At 71.3% G+C, this 18,804-nt stretch carries 15 protein-coding genes; 7 read left to right on the top strand and 8 right to left on the bottom strand.

Annotated elements, in window-relative coordinates:
• Positions 1–161: 161 nt before the first annotated feature.
• From ABT053_RS14325 to ABT053_RS14295, 7 genes are all read left to right on the top strand, one after another.
• Entirely contained in the window at positions 162–1,190 is a 1,029-nt protein-coding gene (locus ABT053_RS14325) for an MvdC/MvdD family ATP grasp protein (RefSeq protein WP_350969442.1), read from the top strand.
• Positions 1,187–2,392: a TIGR04500 family putative peptide maturation system protein gene (locus ABT053_RS14320; RefSeq protein ID WP_350969441.1), complete on the top strand. Its 1,206-nt coding sequence runs from the start codon at positions 1,187–1,189 to the stop codon at positions 2,390–2,392. The genes ABT053_RS14325 and ABT053_RS14320 overlap by 4 nt, the downstream gene beginning before the upstream one ends.
• The gene (locus ABT053_RS14315) at positions 2,389–2,895 is read left to right on the top strand and encodes a hypothetical protein (RefSeq protein ID WP_350969440.1); all 507 of its coding nucleotides are present in this window, start codon (positions 2,389–2,391) and stop codon (positions 2,893–2,895) included. Before ABT053_RS14320 ends, ABT053_RS14315 begins: the two co-directional genes overlap by 4 nt.
• Positions 2,892–5,030 carry a peptidase domain-containing ABC transporter gene (locus tag ABT053_RS14310; RefSeq protein WP_350969439.1) on the top strand — a complete coding sequence of 713 codons (2,139 nt, stop codon included), beginning with the start codon at positions 2,892–2,894 and terminating at the stop codon, positions 5,028–5,030. Before ABT053_RS14315 ends, ABT053_RS14310 begins: the two co-directional genes overlap by 4 nt.
• A gap of 191 nt (positions 5,031–5,221) precedes the next feature.
• The gene (locus tag ABT053_RS14305; protein WP_350969438.1) at positions 5,222–6,439 is read left to right on the top strand and encodes a helix-turn-helix domain-containing protein; all 1,218 of its coding nucleotides are present in this window, start codon (positions 5,222–5,224) and stop codon (positions 6,437–6,439) included.
• 62 nt (positions 6,440–6,501) lie between these two features.
• Positions 6,502–6,765: a hypothetical protein gene (locus ABT053_RS14300; RefSeq protein WP_350969437.1), complete on the top strand. Its 264-nt coding sequence runs from the start codon at positions 6,502–6,504 to the stop codon at positions 6,763–6,765.
• The gene (locus tag ABT053_RS14295) at positions 6,762–7,067 is read left to right on the top strand and encodes a hypothetical protein (protein ID WP_350969436.1); all 306 of its coding nucleotides are present in this window, start codon (positions 6,762–6,764) and stop codon (positions 7,065–7,067) included. Before ABT053_RS14300 ends, ABT053_RS14295 begins: the two co-directional genes overlap by 4 nt.
• A gap of 208 nt (positions 7,068–7,275) precedes the next feature.
• On the opposite strand, the gene gatB is transcribed toward ABT053_RS14295, so the two are convergent.
• From gatB to ligA, 8 genes are all read right to left on the bottom strand, one after another.
• On the bottom strand, positions 7,276–8,781 hold the full coding sequence (gene gatB, locus ABT053_RS14290) for an Asp-tRNA(Asn)/Glu-tRNA(Gln) amidotransferase subunit GatB (protein ID WP_350969435.1): 1,506 nt from the start codon (positions 8,779–8,781) through the stop codon (positions 7,276–7,278).
• Positions 8,782–8,815: 34 nt separating this feature from the next.
• The gene (locus ABT053_RS14285) at positions 8,816–9,385 is read right to left on the bottom strand and encodes a hypothetical protein (protein ID WP_350969434.1); all 570 of its coding nucleotides are present in this window, start codon (positions 9,383–9,385) and stop codon (positions 8,816–8,818) included.
• The gene (locus tag ABT053_RS14280; RefSeq protein WP_350969433.1) at positions 9,382–10,470 is read right to left on the bottom strand and encodes an AAA family ATPase; all 1,089 of its coding nucleotides are present in this window, start codon (positions 10,468–10,470) and stop codon (positions 9,382–9,384) included. The genes ABT053_RS14285 and ABT053_RS14280 overlap by 4 nt, the downstream gene beginning before the upstream one ends.
• 61 nt (positions 10,471–10,531) lie before the next feature.
• Positions 10,532–12,022, bottom strand: a complete 1,491-nt coding sequence (gatA, locus tag ABT053_RS14275) for an Asp-tRNA(Asn)/Glu-tRNA(Gln) amidotransferase subunit GatA (protein WP_350969432.1) — start codon at positions 12,020–12,022, stop codon at positions 10,532–10,534.
• Positions 12,019–12,318 carry an Asp-tRNA(Asn)/Glu-tRNA(Gln) amidotransferase subunit GatC gene (gene gatC / locus ABT053_RS14270; RefSeq protein ID WP_329085297.1) on the bottom strand — a complete coding sequence of 100 codons (300 nt, stop codon included), beginning with the start codon at positions 12,316–12,318 and terminating at the stop codon, positions 12,019–12,021. Before gatC ends, gatA begins: the two co-directional genes overlap by 4 nt.
• Before the next feature lie 556 nt (positions 12,319–12,874).
• Positions 12,875–14,311 (bottom strand): ATP-binding protein, encoded by a 1,437-nt coding sequence (locus tag ABT053_RS14265; RefSeq protein WP_350969431.1) that lies wholly within the window; start codon positions 14,309–14,311, stop codon positions 12,875–12,877.
• Positions 14,312–14,364: 53 nt separating this feature from the next.
• A complete protein-coding gene (locus tag ABT053_RS14260) occupies positions 14,365–16,446 on the bottom strand; it encodes a putative bifunctional diguanylate cyclase/phosphodiesterase (protein ID WP_350969430.1) in 2,082 nt (693 codons plus the stop codon).
• Positions 16,447–16,585: 139 nt separating this feature from the next.
• Positions 16,586–18,766 (bottom strand): NAD-dependent DNA ligase LigA, encoded by a 2,181-nt coding sequence (gene ligA, locus ABT053_RS14255; RefSeq protein WP_350969429.1) that lies wholly within the window; start codon positions 18,764–18,766, stop codon positions 16,586–16,588.
• Between the last annotated feature and the right edge of the window lie 38 nt (positions 18,767–18,804).

The following is an 18,804-nucleotide window of genomic DNA, read 5'->3' as shown; positions in this document are numbered from 1 at the left end:
ACCGGGAGCCCGCCCGCCGTGAGACGGGCCGGGCCCCCGGCGGACGGCACATCGAGCGCGTCGGGCGCGTCTGGCGCATCGGACGCATCGAGAGCATCGGATGAACACGGCGCGGCGGAACGGGACCCCCGTTCCGCCGCGCTTCGAGACGGGACCGGGCAGTGATTCTGATCATCAGCAGGCGAGGGGACGGGGCGGTCGAGAGGGTCATGACCGCGCTCCGGCGGCGCGGCGCCCGCCTGGTGGGACCGGACGGCGACACGGATACGACCACCGGCGCGGACGGCGCCGGAACGCCGGTGCTGTGGTGGGACACCGGCGACTTCCCCGGCCGCAGCCGGATCACCGCGTCGTTCTCCGGCGGGGAGCGACGGCTGCTGCTGGACACCGGCACGGAGACGGTCGACCTGTCCCGCGTCACCGCGGTCTGGCGCAGCCGGCCGAGCGCGCCCGCCGCGGCAGGCACCGTGACCGAGCCGAGTCACCGCGCGCACGTCGGCCAGCAGGCGGAGTTCATGCTGGACGGGGTGTGGAGCCTCCTGCCCGCGCGCTGGCTGCCCGGACGCCGGGCGGACGAGCGCCGCGCGCACAACAAGATCTTCCACATGGCGCGGGCGATCGAGCTGGGCCTCTCCGTACCCGACACGGTGTACACCAACGACCCCGCGGAGCTCGCGGGCGCGTACGAGTCGGCGGAGCGGCTGGTCGCCAAGCAGATCACCGCCGAGCCGTTCCAGGTCGACGGCGCCGAGCACCGCGCGTTCACGACCGTGGTCACCCGCCGCCACCTGGCCTCCCGGCACCGGGTGCGGCACGAGCCGGTGATCCTGCAGCCGTACGTCCCCAAGGCGGTCGAGCTGCGGGTGATCGTCGTGGGAGAGCGGGTGTTCGCCGCGGAGATCGACGCGTCGGCCTCCCGGGCGGCCAGGGACGACTGGCGGCACTACGACAACGACCGCGTCAGGTACGGCGTGCACGAGCTGCCCGCCGAGGTGGAGTCGCGCTGCGCCCGGCTCGTCGCCGACGTCGGCCTGACCTACGCGGCACTCGACTTCATCGTCACCCCCGGCGGCGAGTACGTCTTCCTGGAGCTGAACTCCAACGGCGCGTGGGGGTTCGTCGAACTGTGGACCGGGCTGCCCGTCAGCGACGCGATCGCGGGCTGGCTCATGGACGGAGGAACACCGTGACCGATTTCGCGAAGGCCCTGTGGTCGGGGGCCTCCCTGCTGCGTACGCTGCCCCGCCGGGACGCGGGTGTCGCCGACGCCCGCCGCGCGGTCGGCGAGTGGGCGGCACGGTATCCGGAGGTCCGGGCACAGCTCGTCGTCGACCGGCGCCCTGGAACCCCGGTGGTCGACTACGACCTGCTCCTCGACCATCCCGACGGCGGCACGGTCGCGCTGACCGCCTCCCCCGAGGACGGGGTGCCCTGGCTGATCGACCACTCGACGCACTGGGCGGCCGGGTATCTGGTCAGCGTCAACGAGGTCGACGTGACGGTCCCCCAGGCGCTGACCATGCTGCGCTCGCTCTCCCGGCCGGACGCGTCGCCGTACCAGGAGATCATCGACCAGTGCCTGCTCGTCGAGGCCGCCGGATCCGCCGGGGACACGGCCGGGGACACAGCGGGGGACGCGGCCGGGACCGCGTCGCTCACCGCCGCCGACCTCCAGGCCACGGCCGACGAGTTCCGCAGGGGCCGTGGCCTGCACGACCGCGTGTCGACCCTGGCCTGGATGACCGAGGCCGGCATGTCGGGTGAGCAGTTCGAGGCGTACATCACCGAGATCGCCCGCCGCCGCCGGTTCCGCCGGGACAGGGAGTCGGAACTGGCTCCCGGCCACCTGGCCGCGAACCCCGATGACTTCGCCCGGGTCAGGGCCGTGTGGGTCACCGGCGACGAGGAGGTGACCGCCGGCACCCCGACCGACCTCCTCGCCGTCCTCGCCACCCTCGCCTCGCCCGGGGAGACGACGACCTCGCCGGCGACGGTTGCTCCCGGAGAAGCCGCGGCGACCTCGTACGGGGAAGCGGCGGTGACCTCTCCCGGAAAGACGGTGACTTCGCCCGGAGGGACGGTGATCTCTCCCGATTCGCCCGCAGAGACGGTGACCTCTCCCAGGGAGACGACGACCTCTCCCGGAGAGACGGTGGTGACCCTCGCGACCCGCTGGGAGGCGGAGCTGCCGGAGGCGTTGCGCGGTACGGAGCCCGGCCGGGTCGTCGGCCCGGTGGAGCTGCCCGACGGCGGCTTCCTGACCGGTGCCGTCCTGTCCAGGAGCCCGGCCACCGGCGACGCGGAGACACTGGCCGCCGCCGGGCGCGCCGCGTTCACCGGCTGGCTGGCGGAGCGCCGCGCAGCGGCCACGGTCGAGTGGCACTGGTCGTGATCGATCCGGACAGCACCCAGGCCGTCGCCGCGCCCGGCCGGCACCGGGTCAAGCACTGGGAGGACGCCGAGGGGTACCGCACGCGCCCCCCTTACGCGCCTCCCGCCTCCGAGTACCCGCCGCCCGCCCCCGAGCCGCGGTCCCCGGAGGCGGCGACCGCCACCGGGCCGGGACCACAGCCCCCCGCGACCGCCGCCGGGCCGCGACCACAGCCCCCCGCGACCGCCACCGGACCTCAAGCGCAACCCCCCTCGGCCACCCCCGCCACTCCGCCGAGGTCCGGCCCTTCTCCCGCTTCCGGAGGCGGTCCTCTCCCAGGAGGCGGCCAGGGGCGGCTCGTCTACCGGGAGGAGGCGATGCGCCGGCATGTCGAGACCCGCGCCGCCGTCCGGATGCCGCTGGTGATCAGCGGCCCGTCGTTCCTGCTGCTGTGGATCGCGGTGGCCGTCGTCCTGACGGCCGGTGCCGCGTTCGTCGCCCTCGCGCTGGGAGCGGGCGGATGAGGAATCGCGTACCTGTCCTGATGCAGAACGCCGCCACCGAGTGCGGCGCGGCGTGCCTGGCCATGGTGCTCTGCCACCACGGCCAGCGCACCACGCTGCACCAGGTGTCCGAACGGCTCCAGGTCGGCAGGGACGGCCTGAGTGCCAAGGCCATCGTGGAGGGCGCCCGCGAGCACGGCCTGAAGGCGCGCGCCTTCTCCCTCGCGCCCGAGGACCTGGCGCGCGTGCCGCTCCCCGCGGTCGCGCACTGGGAGTTCAACCACTTCGTGGTGGTCGAGCGCTGGTCGCCCGACCGGGTGGACCTCGTCGACCCGGGCCATGGCCGTCGCCGCCTGACGGCGGAGGAGTTCAGCGCCGGGTTCACCGGCGTGCTGCTCGTCTTCGAACCCGGCGAGGGGTTCCGCCGTGGCACGTCCTCGATGGCGAGTGCCTGGCGGCGCGAGTTCGTCCGCACCCTGTTCCGGCGCCGTCGTGGCCTGCTCGCGCAGGTCATCGCGGCCTCGCTGCTGCTGCAGTTGCTGGGGCTGGCCCTGCCTCTCCTCTCCCAGCTGCTGATCGACGAGGTCATCCCGTCGCGGGGAGTGGACCTGCTGCCCCTGCTGGGCGGGGCCGTGCTGCTGGCCGGGGTGGCCCAGTTCGTGATCGGCTACCTGCGGGCGGCGCTGCTGGTGGCCGTACGGGCGCGTGCCGACCAGGAGCTCACCGAGGGGGTGATCGGCCATCTGGTGGCGCTGCCGTACCGGTACTTCGCGCAGCGCGGCAAGGGCGACCTGCTCACCCGGGCGGCCAGCGTCTCCACGCTGCGCGACATCCTCACCGGCCAGATCGTGGCGGCGCTGCTGGACGGCCCGCTGGCCGTCGGCTACCTCGTGCTCGTGTACGTCTGGGATCCCGTCTTCGGGCTGGCGCTGACCGGGGTGGTCGCGGCGCAGGGGTTCCTGGTCCTGGCCAGCACCCGCCGGATCAACCTCCTCACCCAGCAGGAGCTCGCCGCCCTCTCCGCGTCGCAGAGCAGCCTCATCCAGACGATCACCGGCATCGAGACGCTGAAGGCGTCCGGGTCCGAGAACCGGGCGGTGGAGCAGTGGGCGGCCCATTTCACCCAGCAGCTCAACGCCGACGTGCGCAGCGGCCTCACCCAGGGCCTGGTGGAGGCCGCGCTGTCCGCGATCCGGGTGGTCGCCCCGCTCGGCCTGCTGTGGCTCGGCACGTGGCGGGTCCTCGACGGGGAGCTGACCGTGGGCGCGCTGATCGCGCTCAACGCCGTCGCGCTCGGCGCCCTGATCCCGCTGGGCTCGCTGATGACCGGCCTGCAGAGCCTGCAGCAGGCGGGCGCGCACTTCGACCGCCTGTCCGACATCCTCGCCTCGGAACCCGAGCCCAGCGACGGCATCGAGGTGCTGCGGCTGCGCGGCGCGGTGGAGCTGCGCGGCGTGAGCTTCCGGCACGACACCCGTGGCCCGTGGGTGGTACGGGATGTCTCGGTCTCCATCCGTCCAGGGCAGAAGGTCGCCCTGGTGGGGGCCTCGGGGTCGGGCAAGAGCACGCTGGCCAGGCTGCTGCTCACCCTGCACACCCCGGTGGAGGGCGAGATCCTCTACGACGGCGTCCCGGCCTCCGAGCTCAACCTGCGCAGCCTGCGCCGCCAGTTCGGCGTGGTCGGCCAGGACTCCTCCCTGTTCAGCGGCTCGATCCGGGAGAACATCGCGCTGAACTCCCCCGACGCGCCCCTGGAGCGGGTGGTCGCCGCGGCCCAGGTCGCGGCGCTGCACGAGGAGATCGTGGCCATGCCGATGGGGTACGAGACGATGCTGACCGACGGCGGCGGTCTCTCCGGCGGCCAGCGCCAGCGGCTCTCCCTGGCCCGCGCCCTCCTGCCGCGGCCGAAGATCCTGCTGCTCGACGAGGCCACCAGCAACCTGGACAGCGCCACCGAGGCGGCCATCGAGTCCAACCTGTTCTGGCTCACCCAGACCCGCATCGTGATCGCCCACCGGCTGAGCACGATCCGGGACGCCGACCTGATCCTGGTGGTCGACTCCGGGCACATCGCGGAACGCGGCACCCACGACGAGCTGATGGCCGCGGGCGGCAAATACGCCACCCTCGTCGCCGCCCAGGCCACCCCCGCCTGACCTCACTCACCCCGCGCGATATGGAACCAGCGTAAATTGATCGGAATCTCAAAGTGGCGCAGCCAAATAGGTAACGGGCCGCACTCCAAGAAATGCGCCCTTGACCAGCGGGGTGTTCCCCTGACACGGCGAAGGACCCAGACGTAGCCTGAGGTCGTCGAGACCATTACGGAAACGTGCGGGGCCTGCTCATGCGTGACGATGGTGCGAACACCCCCGACGAAGAGCGAATCGGGCGGCGGATCGCCCAGGCCCGCAAACTGCGCGGCCTGACGCAGCAGCAGCTCGCCGATCGCGTGCCCTGCTCCAAGAGCCTGATCGCCCAGGTCGAACGGGGGCACAAACCGGCCACGCAGGCCCTCGTCACCGCCGTGGCCCGAACCCTGCGGATCGGGCTCGGTGAGCTGACAGGCCAGCCGTACCCCGATCCCGAGGCGCGCGAGAACCGGGTTCACCAGTGCGTCCCCGAGATCCGACGCGCGCTCCTCACGTGGGACATGCCCGACGACGACGTCTCGCCGCCGTCGATGGAGCAGCTTCGGGCGGACGTGCGCCGCGCGTCCGCACTGGGCAGACGGGCCCGGTACACCCAGCTTGGAGAGATGCTTCCGGGTCTCCTGGAGGAGCTGACGAGAGCCGCGCACATCAGCGAGGGCGCTCGACGCGACGAGCTCTTCGGGCTGCTGTCCGAGGCGTACACCGGGGTGACGGCGATCGCCTACGCGCTGGGCTACTTCGACCTGCGCGGCTCCGCCATGGATCGGGTGGCGTGGGCGGCCCAGGCGTCCCAGGATCCGCTGCGCGTCGCCCGCACGCAGTGGCAGCGTTCGACCCTGTTCCTGGCGACGGCCACCTACGACAAGGGCCTGATGCTTCTGGATCGGGTCCGGCGGAACATCGGCGAGGACCTCGGCCGCCTGGCTCCCGCCGAGCTGAGCGTGTACGGCGCGGCTCACCTCCGGTCCGCGGTCTTCGCCGCCCGCGCGGCGGACCGCCAGACCGCGTTCGACCACATCGAGCACGCACGCGAGGCCGCCCGTGTGCTGGGCGGGGACGCGAACCACTACGGCCTCGAATTCGGGCCCTCAAACGTGATCATGCATGAGGTCGCGGTCGCCGTGGAGATGTACGACGGCGGCGAGGCGGTTCGTCGCGCCCGGCACGCCACGTTCCCCTCGACGGTCGCGCCCGTCCGTCTCGGTCACCACTACATCGACCTGGCGCGCGGCTGGCTCTACCACGGCGATCGCCAGAAGTCCCTGGAGATGCTGCTCACCGCCCGTCGTGTCGCACCTCAGCAGACGCGTAACCATCCGATGGTCCGTGAAACCGTCCGGATGCTCGTCGACCTGGAACGGCGGCGTCCCCGGAACCTCAGCGGCTTCGCGAGCTGGCTCGGCCTGCCGTAGCACGTACGGGTTTCACGAACACGTGATACTTCACCACCCCTCGTGGCCGTGACGCTTTGTACATGCACCGGAACACAGAATCACCACACGCGCCGAGTGTCGAGGATCCGCCCCTGCTGACCGGGAACCAGGCCGACGCGCTCGCCCACGCGTTCCCGTCGTGGAGAATCTGGCAGGCGAACGACATCTGGTACGCCACCGGCCCGTGCCCGGTGCCGGGCTGCGTCTGCACCCGTACGCTGCACGCCCCCACCCCGAGCGGCCTGTGCCGCCAGCTCGACGAGCACGAGCGGCGAGCGCGGACCCGGCGGGAGGCTTCGCGATGACGAGCCAGGAGGGATCCGCCCTCCAAAAACCGCGGTTCTCCGAGGAGGCCGCGGAACTGGCCGAACTCCGGCTCGCCGCGCTCCGCCGGGCCTACCCCGGCTGGGAGATCGTCTGCGTGACCGACCTCAGCGTCCCCGTCTGGTACGCCGCCCTGCGCGCCACCGTCACCCAGCGGCGGAGACAGGCCGAGGTCCGGGAGAAGTTCATGCGCTTCTCGGCCGAGGCGCTCGCCTCGGAGCTGTCCGTCCAGGTCGAAAGGCTGCACAGCACACGGACCCGGCACACCTTCACCGCCCCCTGAACAGCCGCGACGGCACGGACTCCTCCGTGTCGTCGTACCGAACTCCCGCGAGCGGTGGTGCGGACAACTAGGGGCCGCTCGCGGGTCATACGCGACCGGACGGCGCTCCGGGTCCGGCGCCGTCGTACGCGGTCGCGGCGGTGCCCCCGCCTGGAGGGGCGGGGGCACCGTTCACATCGTCCGGCCGAGGGGGTGGAACCGTGGCGGGTCAGCCGGAGACGCCCAAGCGCTCCAGGATGAGTTCGCGGGCGCGGCCCGCGTCGGCCTTGCCCCTGCTGGCCTTCATGACGCCGCCGACCAGGGCGCCGACGGCGGCGACCTTGCCGTTGCGGACCTTGTCGGCCGCGTCGGCGTTGCCCGCGAGGACCTGGTCGATGATCTCCATCAGCTCGCCCTCGTCGTTCACGATCTGCAGGCCGCGGGCGGCCACCACCTCGTCGGGGGAGCCCTCGCCGTTCAGCACGCCTTCGAGCACCTGGCGGGCCAGCTTGTCGTTCAGCGCTCCCCCGGCGACCATCGCGCACACTCGGGCGATCTGGTCGGGGGTGATGCTCAGCGCGCTCAGCGGCTGCCCGGCCTCGTTGGCGCGGCGGGCCAGCTCGCCCATCCACCACTTACGGGCGTCCGCGGGCGGGGCGCCCGCGGCGACCGTCGCCTCGACCAGGGCGATGGCGTCGGCGTTGTGCATCGCCGCCATGTCCAGGTCGGACACGCCCCACTCCTGCTGGAGCCGCTTGCGCCGCGCGCCCGGCAGCTCGGGCAGGGAGGCCTTGAGCTCGGCGACCCACGCCGGGTCGGGGGCGATCGGCACCAGGTCGGGCTCGGGGAAGTAGCGGTAGTCCTGCGCCTCCTCCTTGGACCGTCCCGAGGTGGTGGTGCCGGTGTTCTCGTGGAAGTGGCGGGTCTCCTGGATGATCCGGCCGCCGCCGGCCAGGATCGCGGCCTGGCGCTCGATCTCACCCCGCACGGAACGCTCGACGCTGCGCAGCGAGTTGACGTTCTTGGTCTCGGTGCGGGTGCCCCACTCCGAGGAGCCGCGCGGCATGAGGGAGACGTTCACGTCGAAGCGCATGGAGCCCTCCTCCATGCGGACGTCCGAGACGCCGAGGCCGCGCACCAGCTCGCGCAGCTCGATGCCGTACGCGCGGGCGACCTCGGGGGCGAGCCTGTCGGTCCCCGGGACCGGCTTGGTGACGATCTCCACCAGCGGGATGCCCGCCCGGTTGTAGTCGACGATCGAGTAGTCGGCGCCGTGGATGCGGCCGGTCGCGCCACCCACGTGGGTGGACTTGCCGGTGTCCTCCTCCAGGTGGACGCGCTCGATCTCGATCCTGACGGTCTTGCCGTCGACCTCGACGTCGAGGTAGCCGTCGAAGCAGAGCGGCTCGTCGTACTGGCTGATCTGATAGTTCTTCGGCATGTCCGGATAGAAGTAGTTCTTCCGGGCGAAGCGGCACCATTCGGCGATGGAGCAGTTGAGCGCCAGGCCGATGCGGATGGTCGCCTCGATCGCGGCGGCGTTCGCCGTCGGCAGCGAGCCGGGCAGGGCCAGGCAGACCGGGCAGACGTGCGTGTTCGGCGGGGCGCCGAACTCGGTCGGGCAGCCGCAGAACATCTTCGACGCCGTGCCCAGCTCGACGTGCGTCTCCAGGCCGAGCACCGGCTCGAAGCGCTCCAGCGCCTCGTCGTACGGCATCAACGTCTCAGCGCTCACTGTCGTTCACCACTTCCTGCTCCATGGAACTGCTTCATAGGTAACCAAGTCCCTTCAACGCGTTCCTCGTCTCGGCCACCCAGTTCGCGTAGGCGGGAACCTGGGCCAGAACGGCGAGATCGATGTTGCGTCCTATGTACTCGAAGTAGTCGCGGGCCGGCTTGCCGCGCCGGGGGACGGTCGTGGCCAGCACCCCGGCGGGGTCGGAGATCCGCTCGACGTCGCGGGGCCGCGCCGGCAGCCTGCTGAGGTCGCTGCCCTCCAGTTTCGCCCACGCGGCGGGGTCGGCGAGCAGCCAGCCCTCCGTCTCGCCCAGCCCGATCACCGGCACCAGGTAGTGCGAGTGGTAGCGGACGCCGTCTCTGCGGCGGCGCTCCCGCTCGTCGTCGTGCGTGAAGAGCAGGTGGCAGTCGGCCGCGAGCTCCTCCAGCGCGGTGACCATGTGCTCCCGGTCGGAGGAGACGACCTCCGTCGCCTCGACGTCGACGGCGTACGGCGACATCCAGGTGAGCTCGCGCAGCTGCCTGGAGATCACGATGCCGAGGAAGCCCTCGTCGGCCTCCCCCTCGGCGATGAGCCCCGGGACCAGCGGGCGGCTGCTCATGCCGCCGCGCCCAGGTATTTGCGGACCTGCCGGGGCGAGACGAACGTGCCCGGCTCGCCGTCCGGCTGGATCGGCTTGGCCACGGTCACCCGTGACACCCGGTCGTTGTCGGGGTCGACGCGGACCGCGGTGTCGAGGAACGTCAGCGCGTCCGGCTCGGTCCGGTAGACCTCCGCGACGACGATCGGGGACTGGCTGGTGAGGATGAGCTGCCGCAGCGGCTCGGGACCCCCCGGCGCGGTGATCCGGCGGCGCACCCGCCGGAGCAGCTCGCCGAGGCGGGCCGGATGGACGCCGTTCTCGATCTCCTCCACCAGCAGCGTGCCCGGATGGTCGGGGTCGTGCAGGGCGGCGAGCAGGCCGAGGATCCGCAGGGTGCCGTCGGACAGCAGCGCCGCCGGGACCACCCCCTGGCCGTCGACGAGCAGGTCGAAGGAGCACTCGCCGCGCTCGACGCGCGGCACCAGCCCGACGACGTCGGGGACCACCCCCGCGAGGTCGGCCGCGAGGTCGGACAGCGCCTCCGTACCGGCCATCCGCCCGAGCACCGCGGCCAGGTTCGAGCCGTCGGCCGCGAGCGGCCCCCGGTTCGCCGAGGGAGCGCGGCGGCGCATCGCCGCGGGCGACGGCGAGTAGCGGCGCCACGACTGGACCGTACGGCGGGGCGTGCCCTCGGGGTCGGGGTCCTCGACCATGAGCTCCAGCAGCTCCTCGGGGATCCGCTGGACGGCGTGGCTGACGACGGCGCCGCTGGACCTGGGGATCTTCAGCACCATCTCCGCGCCCACGTCGAACCTGACCGGCACCACGGAGCCGGGCTCCGGGGTGACCAGCGCCTCCACCGAGACGACGAACCCGGGCACCGCCGAGCCGTGGGCGACCCGGTGGAACTGCTCGCCCGGCAGCCCGCGGGCCGCCCCGAGCAGCCCGCCGGAACCCTCGATCTCGGCCGCCACGAACCCCACGGCGTCGAAGAGGTTCGACTTGCCGCTCGCGTTGGGGCCGACCAGCGCGAGGAAGGGCGGCACATCGAGATCGAAGCTCAAGAAGGACTTGAACCCGTCGATCTCGATCCGAGTGATCATGCCGCCGTTCTCCCTGTCACCTGTCGCCCCCTCGTCCTCGCCCCGAAACCCCGGAAAAGCCCTAGAGCTCCGGGGCCTGGGACAGCAGGTCGCCGCCCCACCGGCTCCGCAGGGCCCTCTCGACCGCGGCGCCGACCCGGTAGCAGCGGTCGTCGCCGAGCACCGGGGCCATGATCTGCAGACCGACCGGCAGGCCGTCCTCGTCGGCCAGGCCGCACGGCACGGAGATGGCCGCGTTGCCCGCCAGGTTGGTCGGGATGGTGCACAGGTCGGCGAGGTACATCGCCATGGGGTCGTCGGCGCGCTCGCCGATCGGGAACGCCGTGGTGGGCGTCGTCGGCGAGATGAGCACGTCCACCTGCTGGAAGGCGGCCTCGAAGTCGCGCGCGATGAGCGTGCGGACCTTCTGCGCCTGCCCGTAGTAGGCGTCGTAGTAACCGCTGGACAGCGCGTACGTGCCCAGGATGATGCGGCGCTTGACCTCGGGACCGAAGCCCTGCGCCCGGGTGAGGGCCATGACCTCCTCGGCGCTGCGCGTGCCGTCGTCGCCGACGCGCAGGCCGTAGCGCATGGCGTCGAAGCGGGCCAGGTTGGAGGAGCACTCCGAGGGGGCGATGAGGTAGTACGCGGGCAGCGCGGTGGTGAACGACGGGCAGGAGACCTCGAAGACCTTCGCGCCCAGCGACTCCAGCAGCTCCACGGTCTCGTGGAAGCGCGCGAGCACGCCCGCCTGGTAGCCCTCGCCGCCGAACTCCTTGACCACGCCGATGCGCAGACCCGCCACGTCGCCGTTGCGGGCGGCCTCGACGACCGAGGGGACCGGGGCGTCGACGGAGGTGGAGTCCATGACGTCGTGCCCGGAGAACGCCTCGTGCAGCAGCGCCGCGTCGAGCACGTTGCGGGCGAAGGGGCCCGGGGTGTCGAGCGAGCTGGCGAAGGCGATCAGGCCGTAGCGGGACGAGCCGCCGTAGGTCGGCTTCATGCCCACGATGCCGGTGACGGCCGCGGGCTGGCGGATCGAGCCGCCGGTGTCGGTGCCGGTGGACAGCGGGGCCTCGTACGCGGCGACCGCGGCGGAGGAGCCGCCGGAGGAGCCGCCGGGGATGCGCGACAGGTCCCACGGGTTGTGGGTGACGCCGTACGCCGAGTTCTCGGTGGAGGAGCCCATCGCGAACTCGTCGAGGTTGGTCTTGCCGAGGATCACCAGCCCGGCCTCGCGCAGGCGGCGGGTCACGGTCGCGTCGTACGGCGGCTTCCAGCCTTCGAGGATCTTCGAACCGGCCGTGGTCGGCATGTCCCTGGTGGTGAAGACGTCCTTGTGCGCGATCGGCACCCCGGCCAGCGGGCCGAGCTCCTCGCCTGCGGCCCTGCGGGCGTCGACGGCGCGCGCCTGCTCCAGGGTCGTCTCGGCGTCGACGTGCAGGAAGGCGTTGACCTTGGGCTCGACGGCGGCCATCCGGTCGAGGTGGGCCTGGGCGACCTCGACGGCGGAGACCTCGCCGCTCGCGATCAGCGCGCCCAGGTCTGCGGCGGACTTGCGGATGAGGCTCATGCTTCCTCCCCGAGGATGCGCGGGACGCGGAAGCGGCCGTCCTCGACCGCCGGGGCGCCGGACAGCGCCTCTTCCGGGGTCAGGCTGGGGCGTACCTCGTCGGGGCGGTAGACGTTGGTGAGCGGGAGGGCGTGCGAGGAGGGCGGGATGTCGTCGGCCGCCACCTCGGCGACGCGGGCGACCGCACCGATGATCACATCGAGCTGGGCGGCGAAGTGGTCGAGCTCCTCGTCGGCCAGCGCCAGCCGGGACAGCCGGGCGAGGTGAGCGACCTCGTCGCGGGTTATGGCGGACATGAGTCGTTGAACCCGTTTCGTGGAATGGCAATTGGACACTGTCATCCTATGGCTCGCGACCTGAGGGTCCCGACTCATTAACACTGCCGCAACCAAGCGAAGATCTCTCACTCCCGGCGCCCGGCCCGTCCCCGGATCGCCGGAGCCGGAGAAAGCGGCTCCGGACCTTCCTCACGCGGCCCTCGCGATCACGCTCCCGACGGGCGTCCGGTCACAAATCGTTTCCGGCACGGCTCCGGTGAAGGCCGGGGACGGCGACGGCGACGGCCGGGCACGGTGACGGCCGGAGACGGTGACGGCCGGAGACGGTGACGGCCGGAGACGGTGACGGCCGGAGACGGTGACGGCCGGAGACGGTGAAGGACACCGCCTTCGCCTTCCGGTCCGGGCCATCGGCCCTGCGGTTCCCACCGGCCTCGGGAGGGGTCACCGGCCTCGTTCCGGACCACGATCGAGATAGGAGCGTACTTCTTAGAAGTACGCTCCTACTTCCACTGGCGATACTATCGCGCGCGATAGTATCGCCAGTGGAAGTATTCATGACAAGAAAACCCTGCTAAACGTATATATCGGACAGCCCGATTGTGCGGACGTCGCCTTCGGCGCGGAGTGTCGGCTCGAATCCGGCGGCGCTGTAACAGGCGAGCACGGTGTTCCGGGTGTCGTAGCCCTTCTGGGTGAGCAGTTCCTTCGCGCGACGCAGCTTCTCCACATGCCGCTTCCCCATGACGTCTCCCCATTTGGCCTCCCCCAGGGACAGCACCTTGCGCGGCTCGCCCGGGATCGCGGGAGCGAAGACCACGACGTCCACCTGGACCTGGGCCTTCTTGACGGGATCGGTCAGGGTGCCCGCCCCGACCTCACCCGGCAGGCCACCGAAGACGGGTTCGACGAGAGCGAAGTGCCGGCACAGTTCCTCGAAGTGCGGCCCCATGATCTGGGACTGGAAGCGTGCTTTCGCGTCTGCCCAGACGGGCCGGGCGCGCCCGCTCTCCAGCAGTCCCCATCGGGGGCGCATGACGACCTGGTAGAAGTTGATCAAGGGTTCCGCTATCCGATAGACGGAGCGGCCCGGGTGGAAGACGTCCGGCTCGCGACGGAGCAGGCAGCTGTCTTCCAGGACATTGAGGTGGTGGCCGATGTCGGTCGCCTTACGCCCGATGTAGCTCGCGATCCCACCCCGGGTGTTGTTCCCCGCGGCGACGGAGGCCAGCACGGAGTGATAGAGCGCGGTGTCACGAATATCCGTCTCCTCCTCAAGGAGGTAGCGCGCCTCACGGAACAGCGGGGTGCCCGGGTCCAGGACGGTACGTACCACCCAGTCGTCGAAGTCCTCGGAAGACGTGGGGACGTCCTCATTGAGGAATCGGAGGTAGGCGGGCGTCCCACCGACCACCGCGTGGACCCGGGCGGACAACACGGGATCGCTCAGCTTCCAGTACCTGGCCGCGAGCGGATAGTCGAAGGGCCTCACTATCAGTTCGAGGGTCGCGCGGCCACGCAACGGCGCGTCTCCTGACAAGAGCCCGCCCATGACCGACATCGCGGAACCGCACAGGAGAAGTGACAGGCGCCCGCCACGGGAGATCACACGATCGATCTCCCTCTGCACGATGGAGGGCAGGGCGGGCGACACCTTACTCAGGTAGGGAAACTCGTCGATCACGATGGGACGGCCCGACTCGTCGGCGATGGCGAACATCTGGGTGATCGCCTCGTCCCAGCTGGCGAACCTGGTCGGGACGGGCCTTCCCGTGTAGTTCCACAGCGCGGTCGAGAACATGTTCAGCGCCTCGGCCTCCGTCGCCTCCGTCGCGCTGAAGTAGAAACCGTCCAGCTCGCGGGTGAGCGCCTCGAGCAGAAACGTCTTGCCCTGCCGGCGGCGGCCGCTGACCACGCCGAACTGGACGGATTCGGCGCCCCGCGCGGCGAAGGACGCGAGGTGCCGCCACTCGAATTCCCGAGCGAAGATCCTGTCGGGCTTGGGGATCAAGGCGACCTCCCACACATAGAAGTATACTTCTAAGAAGTATACTTCTATGTGCTTCAGGCCCGCTGAGGGTCGAGGATCTCGGTGCGGCGCAGGAAGCCGAGGTCGTGCGTGGCGAGGGCCCGGTGCTTGCGCAACCACACGGTCGCGTCGGCGGCGGACATGGGCTCGGCGAACAGCCAGCCCTGGCCCAGGTCGCAGCCCATGTCGGCCAGGCGTTCGGCCACCTCCGCCGACTCGACGCCCTCGGCGACCGAGCGCAGGCCGAGGGAGCGGACCAGGTCGACGATGGAGCGGACGATCCGCTCGTCGTCCTTGGACTCGCCGATGCGGCGGACGAACGAGGAGTCGATCTTGACCTCGGCGACCGGCAGGCGCTGCAGGCGGACCAGCGAGGAGTAGCCGGTGCCGAAGTCGTCCAGCGCGAGCGGCACCCCCAGCGCGGTCAGGGCCCGGACGGCGGCGTCGGTGTAGGCCTGGTCGGTCATCAGGATGCGCTCGGTGACCTCCAGCTGGATCGCCTTGGGAGGCAGCCGGTAGCGTGCCAGCCCCGCCCCCAGCTGGTCGGAGAGGGCGCAGTCGAGGAGGTCGCGGGCCGAGACGTTGACGGAGATCTGCTCGTGCAGGCCGGTGTGCCACCAGTGGGCGGCCTGCTCCAGCGCGGCGTCGATGACGTAGCCGGTGAGGTGGCGCATCAGGTACGACTGCTCGGCCATCGGCACGAACTCGGCGGGAGGGATCATGCCCCGCTCCGGATGGCTCCACCGCAGCAGCGCCTCCACCCCCCGCACCTGCCCCCCGGCCAGGTCGAGCTTGGGCTGGTAGTGCAGCCGCAGCTCGGAGCGGTCGATGGCCCTGCGCAGGTCGCCGAGGAGGTTGATCCGCTCGGGACTGTTGCGGTCCTTGTCGGCGGCGTAGATCTCGACCCCGGTCCTGCCCTCCTTCGCGAGGTACATCGCCACGTCGGAGCGCTGCAGGAGCATCTCGAAGTCGGGCGCGTGGTCGGGGTAGATCGCGATGCCGAACGAGGCGTCCAGGTCGAAGCTCATGCCCTCCAGCCGGACCGGCTCGGTGATCGCCACCCGCAGGCGCGCCGCCACCTCCCTCGCCGCCGCGGCGTCCCTGACCGAGGGCAGCAGGACGGCGAACTCGTCGCCGCCGAGCCTGGCCACCACGTCGCCGGGACGGACGCTGTGGGTGAGGCGGTGCGCGACCAGCTGCAGGAGCCGGTCGCCGACCGGGTGCCCGAGGGTGTCGTTGATCTCCTTGAACCGGTCGAGGTCGAGCAGGAACAGGCCGACCCGCTCACCGTCGCGCGCCTCGGCGAGCGCCTCCTCCGTGCTGAGCACGAGCATCTTGCGGTTGGGCAGCCCGGTCAGCACGTCGTGCGTCGCCTGGTGGTCGCGGCGCACCGACATGGTGGCGGTGAAGTAGACCGCCACCATCGGCGCCAGGAACAGCGGCACCAGGGCGGGCGAGTGGTTCATCACCACCACGACGAGCGGGGCCAGGCCGAGCAGCCCGGCGTAGACGAGGCTCTGGTGGCCGACCGTGGTCCTGATCACCCGGCGGATCGACCTGCGCTCGTGCAGCGCCACCGCGCCGGAGACCAGCAGGGCCCGGACCACGAAGTAGGCGAGCCCGGCCAGCCCGATCGCGAGCAGGTCGGAGCCGTCGGGAACCCAGGAGGCCGACGTGACGGACCGGTCGCCGAACAGCCCGAGCACCAGCCCGGCCGCGCCGCAGGCCATCGTCACCTGCGCGATGTTGAACATGACCCGGTGGCTCGCCTTGCGGGTGACGGCCCCGTTGACGACCATGGCGACCGCCTGCAGCAGCACGGCGACCGGCAGGCCGTAGTGGAGCAGCGCGGCGAAGGTGAACATGGTCGACGGGTAGGTGCCGCCCACCGTCATCGACGACGAGAGGACCACCGGCCGCAGCTCGCCCAGCACGACGAGCGCCGCGAGCATCCAGAACAGCGGGCTGCGGACGAGCTCCGCGGCCACGTCCACGTCCATGCCCAGCAGGGACACGACGAGGGCGGTGAACCCGATCGTGATGACGGCTGCGAGGTAGGCCCACAGGGGCGTTCCCGGTCGCGGTCCGGTGTCGCGGGTGTCGGTTGGGTCGGCCATGAGTAACAAAACCCCCATTAGTTCATTATGGGAGAGTACGGCCTGCGGGCCACTTCGCGAAACCGATTGCGCACGTTCCGTCACTAGTAATTCGCACGTTTTTAAGACACAGCGCTCCGAGGCACCGGCGCGACGCCCCCTACTCCTCGGGGGTCACCGTCACCTCCGACGCCGCCTCGGGCCCCTCGGCCAGCAGAACCCGCAGGCCGGCCTCGTCGAGGATCGGAACGCCGAGCTTCACGGCCTTGTCGAACTTGGAACCGGCGTTCTCCCCCACCACCACGAAGGAGGTCTTCTTCGACACCGACGCCGAGACCCTGCCGCCCCGGCCGGCCAGGGCCTCGCCCGCCTCGTCGCGGGTGAAGTCGGCGAGCGTGCCGGTCACCACGAAGGTCAGCCCGGCCAGGGTCTGCGGGAGCTGCTCGGCCGGAGGGTCGTCGACCATCCGGACCCCGGCCGCCGCCCACCGGTCGACGATCTCCCGGTGCCAGTCGACCGTGAACCAGTCGTGGATCGCCGCGGCCACCCGCGGGCCGACGCCCTCGACGGCGGCGAGCTCCTCCTCGGAGGCCTCCGCGATCGCGGGGATCGAGCGGAACTCGTCGGCGATCGCCTGGGCCGTCGGGGGGCCGACGTGCCGGATGGAGAGCGCGACGAGCACCCGCCAGACCGGCTGCTCCTTGGCCTTCTCCAGCTGCTCCAGCATCTTCTCGGCGTTCTTGCTCGGCTCGCCGCTCTGGTTGGCGAAGAAGGTGACGACCTTCTGCTCGCCGCTCCCGGGATCGGTCTTGGGCAGGCCGGTGTCGGGGTCGCGGACCACCGACCTGATCGGCAGCAGCTGCTCCATCGTGAGGTCGAACAGGTCCGCCTCGGTGTGGACCGGCGGCTCCTGCGGCGGCAGCGGCTGGGTCAGCGCGGTGGCCGCGACGTAGCCCAGCCCCTCGATGTCGAACGCCCTGCGCCCGGCCGCGAAGAAGATCCGCTCGCGGAGCTGGGCGGGACACGCCCTGGTGTTGGGGCAGCGCAGGTCGGCGTCGCCCTCCTTCTCGTACGCCAGCTCGGTGTCGCACTCCGGGCAGCGCTCAGGCATCACGAACTCGCGCTCGGTGCCGTCGCGCAGGTCGACGACCGGGCCGACGATCTCGGGGATGACGTCGCCCGCCTTGCGCAGCACCACGGTGTCGCCGATCAGCACGCCCTTGCGCGCCACCTCGGAGGCGTTGTGCAGGGTGGCCCGCTCGACCGTGGAGCCCGCCACGACGATCGGCTCCATCACGCCGTACGGGGTGACCCGGCCGGTGCGGCCCACCGCGACCTGGATGTCGTGGAGCTTGGTGTTGACCTCCTCCGGCGGGTATTTGTAGGCGATCGCCCAGCGCGGGGCCCGGCTGGTGGAGCCCAGGTTGTTCTGCAGCTCGATGCGGTCGACCTTGACCACGACGCCGTCGATCTCGTAGGCCGGGTCGTGGCGGTGCTCGCGGTAGAACTCGATGAAGGCGTTGATGTCGTCGAGGCCGTCGACGACCTTGTAGAGGTCGCTGACCGGCAGGCCGAACCCCTTCAGCCGCTCGTAGACCTCCGACTGGGCGCGGGGCGCGGTGGCGCCCTCCCACCTGCCGACCCCGTGAACGATCATGTAGAGCGGCCGCTGGGCGGTGACGCGCGGGTCCTTCTGCCGCAGGGAGCCCGCGGCGGAGTTGCGCGGGTTGGCGAACGGCGCCTTGCCCCCCTCGACCAGCTGCTCGTTGAGCTTCTCGAACTCCTCGACGGGGATGTAGACCTCGCCCCTGACCTCCACCACGTCGGGCACGTCGTCGCCGGTCAGGCGGTGCGGGACGTTGGCGATCGTGCGGACGTTGGCCGTCACGTCGTCGCCGACGCGGCCGTCGCCCCTGGTCGCCCCCCTGGTCAGGCGGCCCTTCTCGTAGAGCAGCGCGATCGCGAGGCCGTCGATCTTCAGCTCGCACAGGTAGGGGGCGGGGTCGCGCTCGGCCAGCCGCTCGGCCCTCGCCTGCCAGGAGGCGAGGTCGTCGGCGTTGAAGGCGTTGTCGAGGCTCTCCATCCTCTGCAGGTGCTTGACCGGGGTGAAGTCGCTGGAGATCGGCGCGCCGATCTTCTGGGTGGGCGAGTCGGGCGTGCGGAGGGTCGGGCTCTCCTCCTCCAGCTCGCGCAGCTCGCGCATCCACCCGTCGTACTGGGCGTCGCTCACGGTGGGGGAGTCGAGCACGTGGTAACGCCAGTTGGCCTCCTCGACCAGCTCGCTCAGCTCCGCGTGCCGCTCCAGCGCCGCCACCGGCACACCCTCGACCTCAGCGCCCATCGCCCGCTTCTCCCATCGTCGTCGCCCAGGACAAACGT

This window comes from Streptosporangium sp. NPDC002524, from assembly GCF_040295985.1.
Classification (GTDB): Bacteria; Actinomycetota; Actinomycetes; order Streptosporangiales; family Streptosporangiaceae; genus Streptosporangium.
This window is presented reverse-complemented; position numbering and strand designations above follow the sequence as displayed.

Bases quoted from the DNA above. Each gene is read 5' to 3' on its own strand.
- ABT053_RS14310 (WP_350969439.1), top strand. From the start codon at position 2,892: ATGAGGAATCGCGTACCTGTCCTGATGCAGAACGCCGCCACCGAGTGC.
- ABT053_RS14305 (WP_350969438.1), top strand. From the start codon at position 5,222: ATGCGTGACGATGGTGCGAACACCCCCGACGAAGAGCGAATCGGGCGG.
- ABT053_RS14300 (WP_350969437.1), top strand. From the start codon at position 6,502: ATGCACCGGAACACAGAATCACCACACGCGCCGAGTGTCGAGGATCCG.
- ABT053_RS14295 (WP_350969436.1), top strand. From the start codon at position 6,762: ATGACGAGCCAGGAGGGATCCGCCCTCCAAAAACCGCGGTTCTCCGAG.
- ABT053_RS14285 (WP_350969434.1), bottom strand. From the start codon at position 9,385: ATGAGCAGCCGCCCGCTGGTCCCGGGGCTCATCGCCGAGGGGGAGGCC.
- ABT053_RS14280 (WP_350969433.1), bottom strand. From the start codon at position 10,470: ATGATCACTCGGATCGAGATCGACGGGTTCAAGTCCTTCTTGAGCTTC.
- gatA (WP_350969432.1), bottom strand. From the start codon at position 12,022: ATGAGCCTCATCCGCAAGTCCGCCGCAGACCTGGGCGCGCTGATCGCG.
- gatC (WP_329085297.1), bottom strand. From the start codon at position 12,318: ATGTCCGCCATAACCCGCGACGAGGTCGCTCACCTCGCCCGGCTGTCC.
- ABT053_RS14260 (WP_350969430.1), bottom strand. From the start codon at position 16,446: ATGGCCGACCCAACCGACACCCGCGACACCGGACCGCGACCGGGAACG.
- ligA (WP_350969429.1), bottom strand. From the start codon at position 18,766: ATGGGCGCTGAGGTCGAGGGTGTGCCGGTGGCGGCGCTGGAGCGGCAC.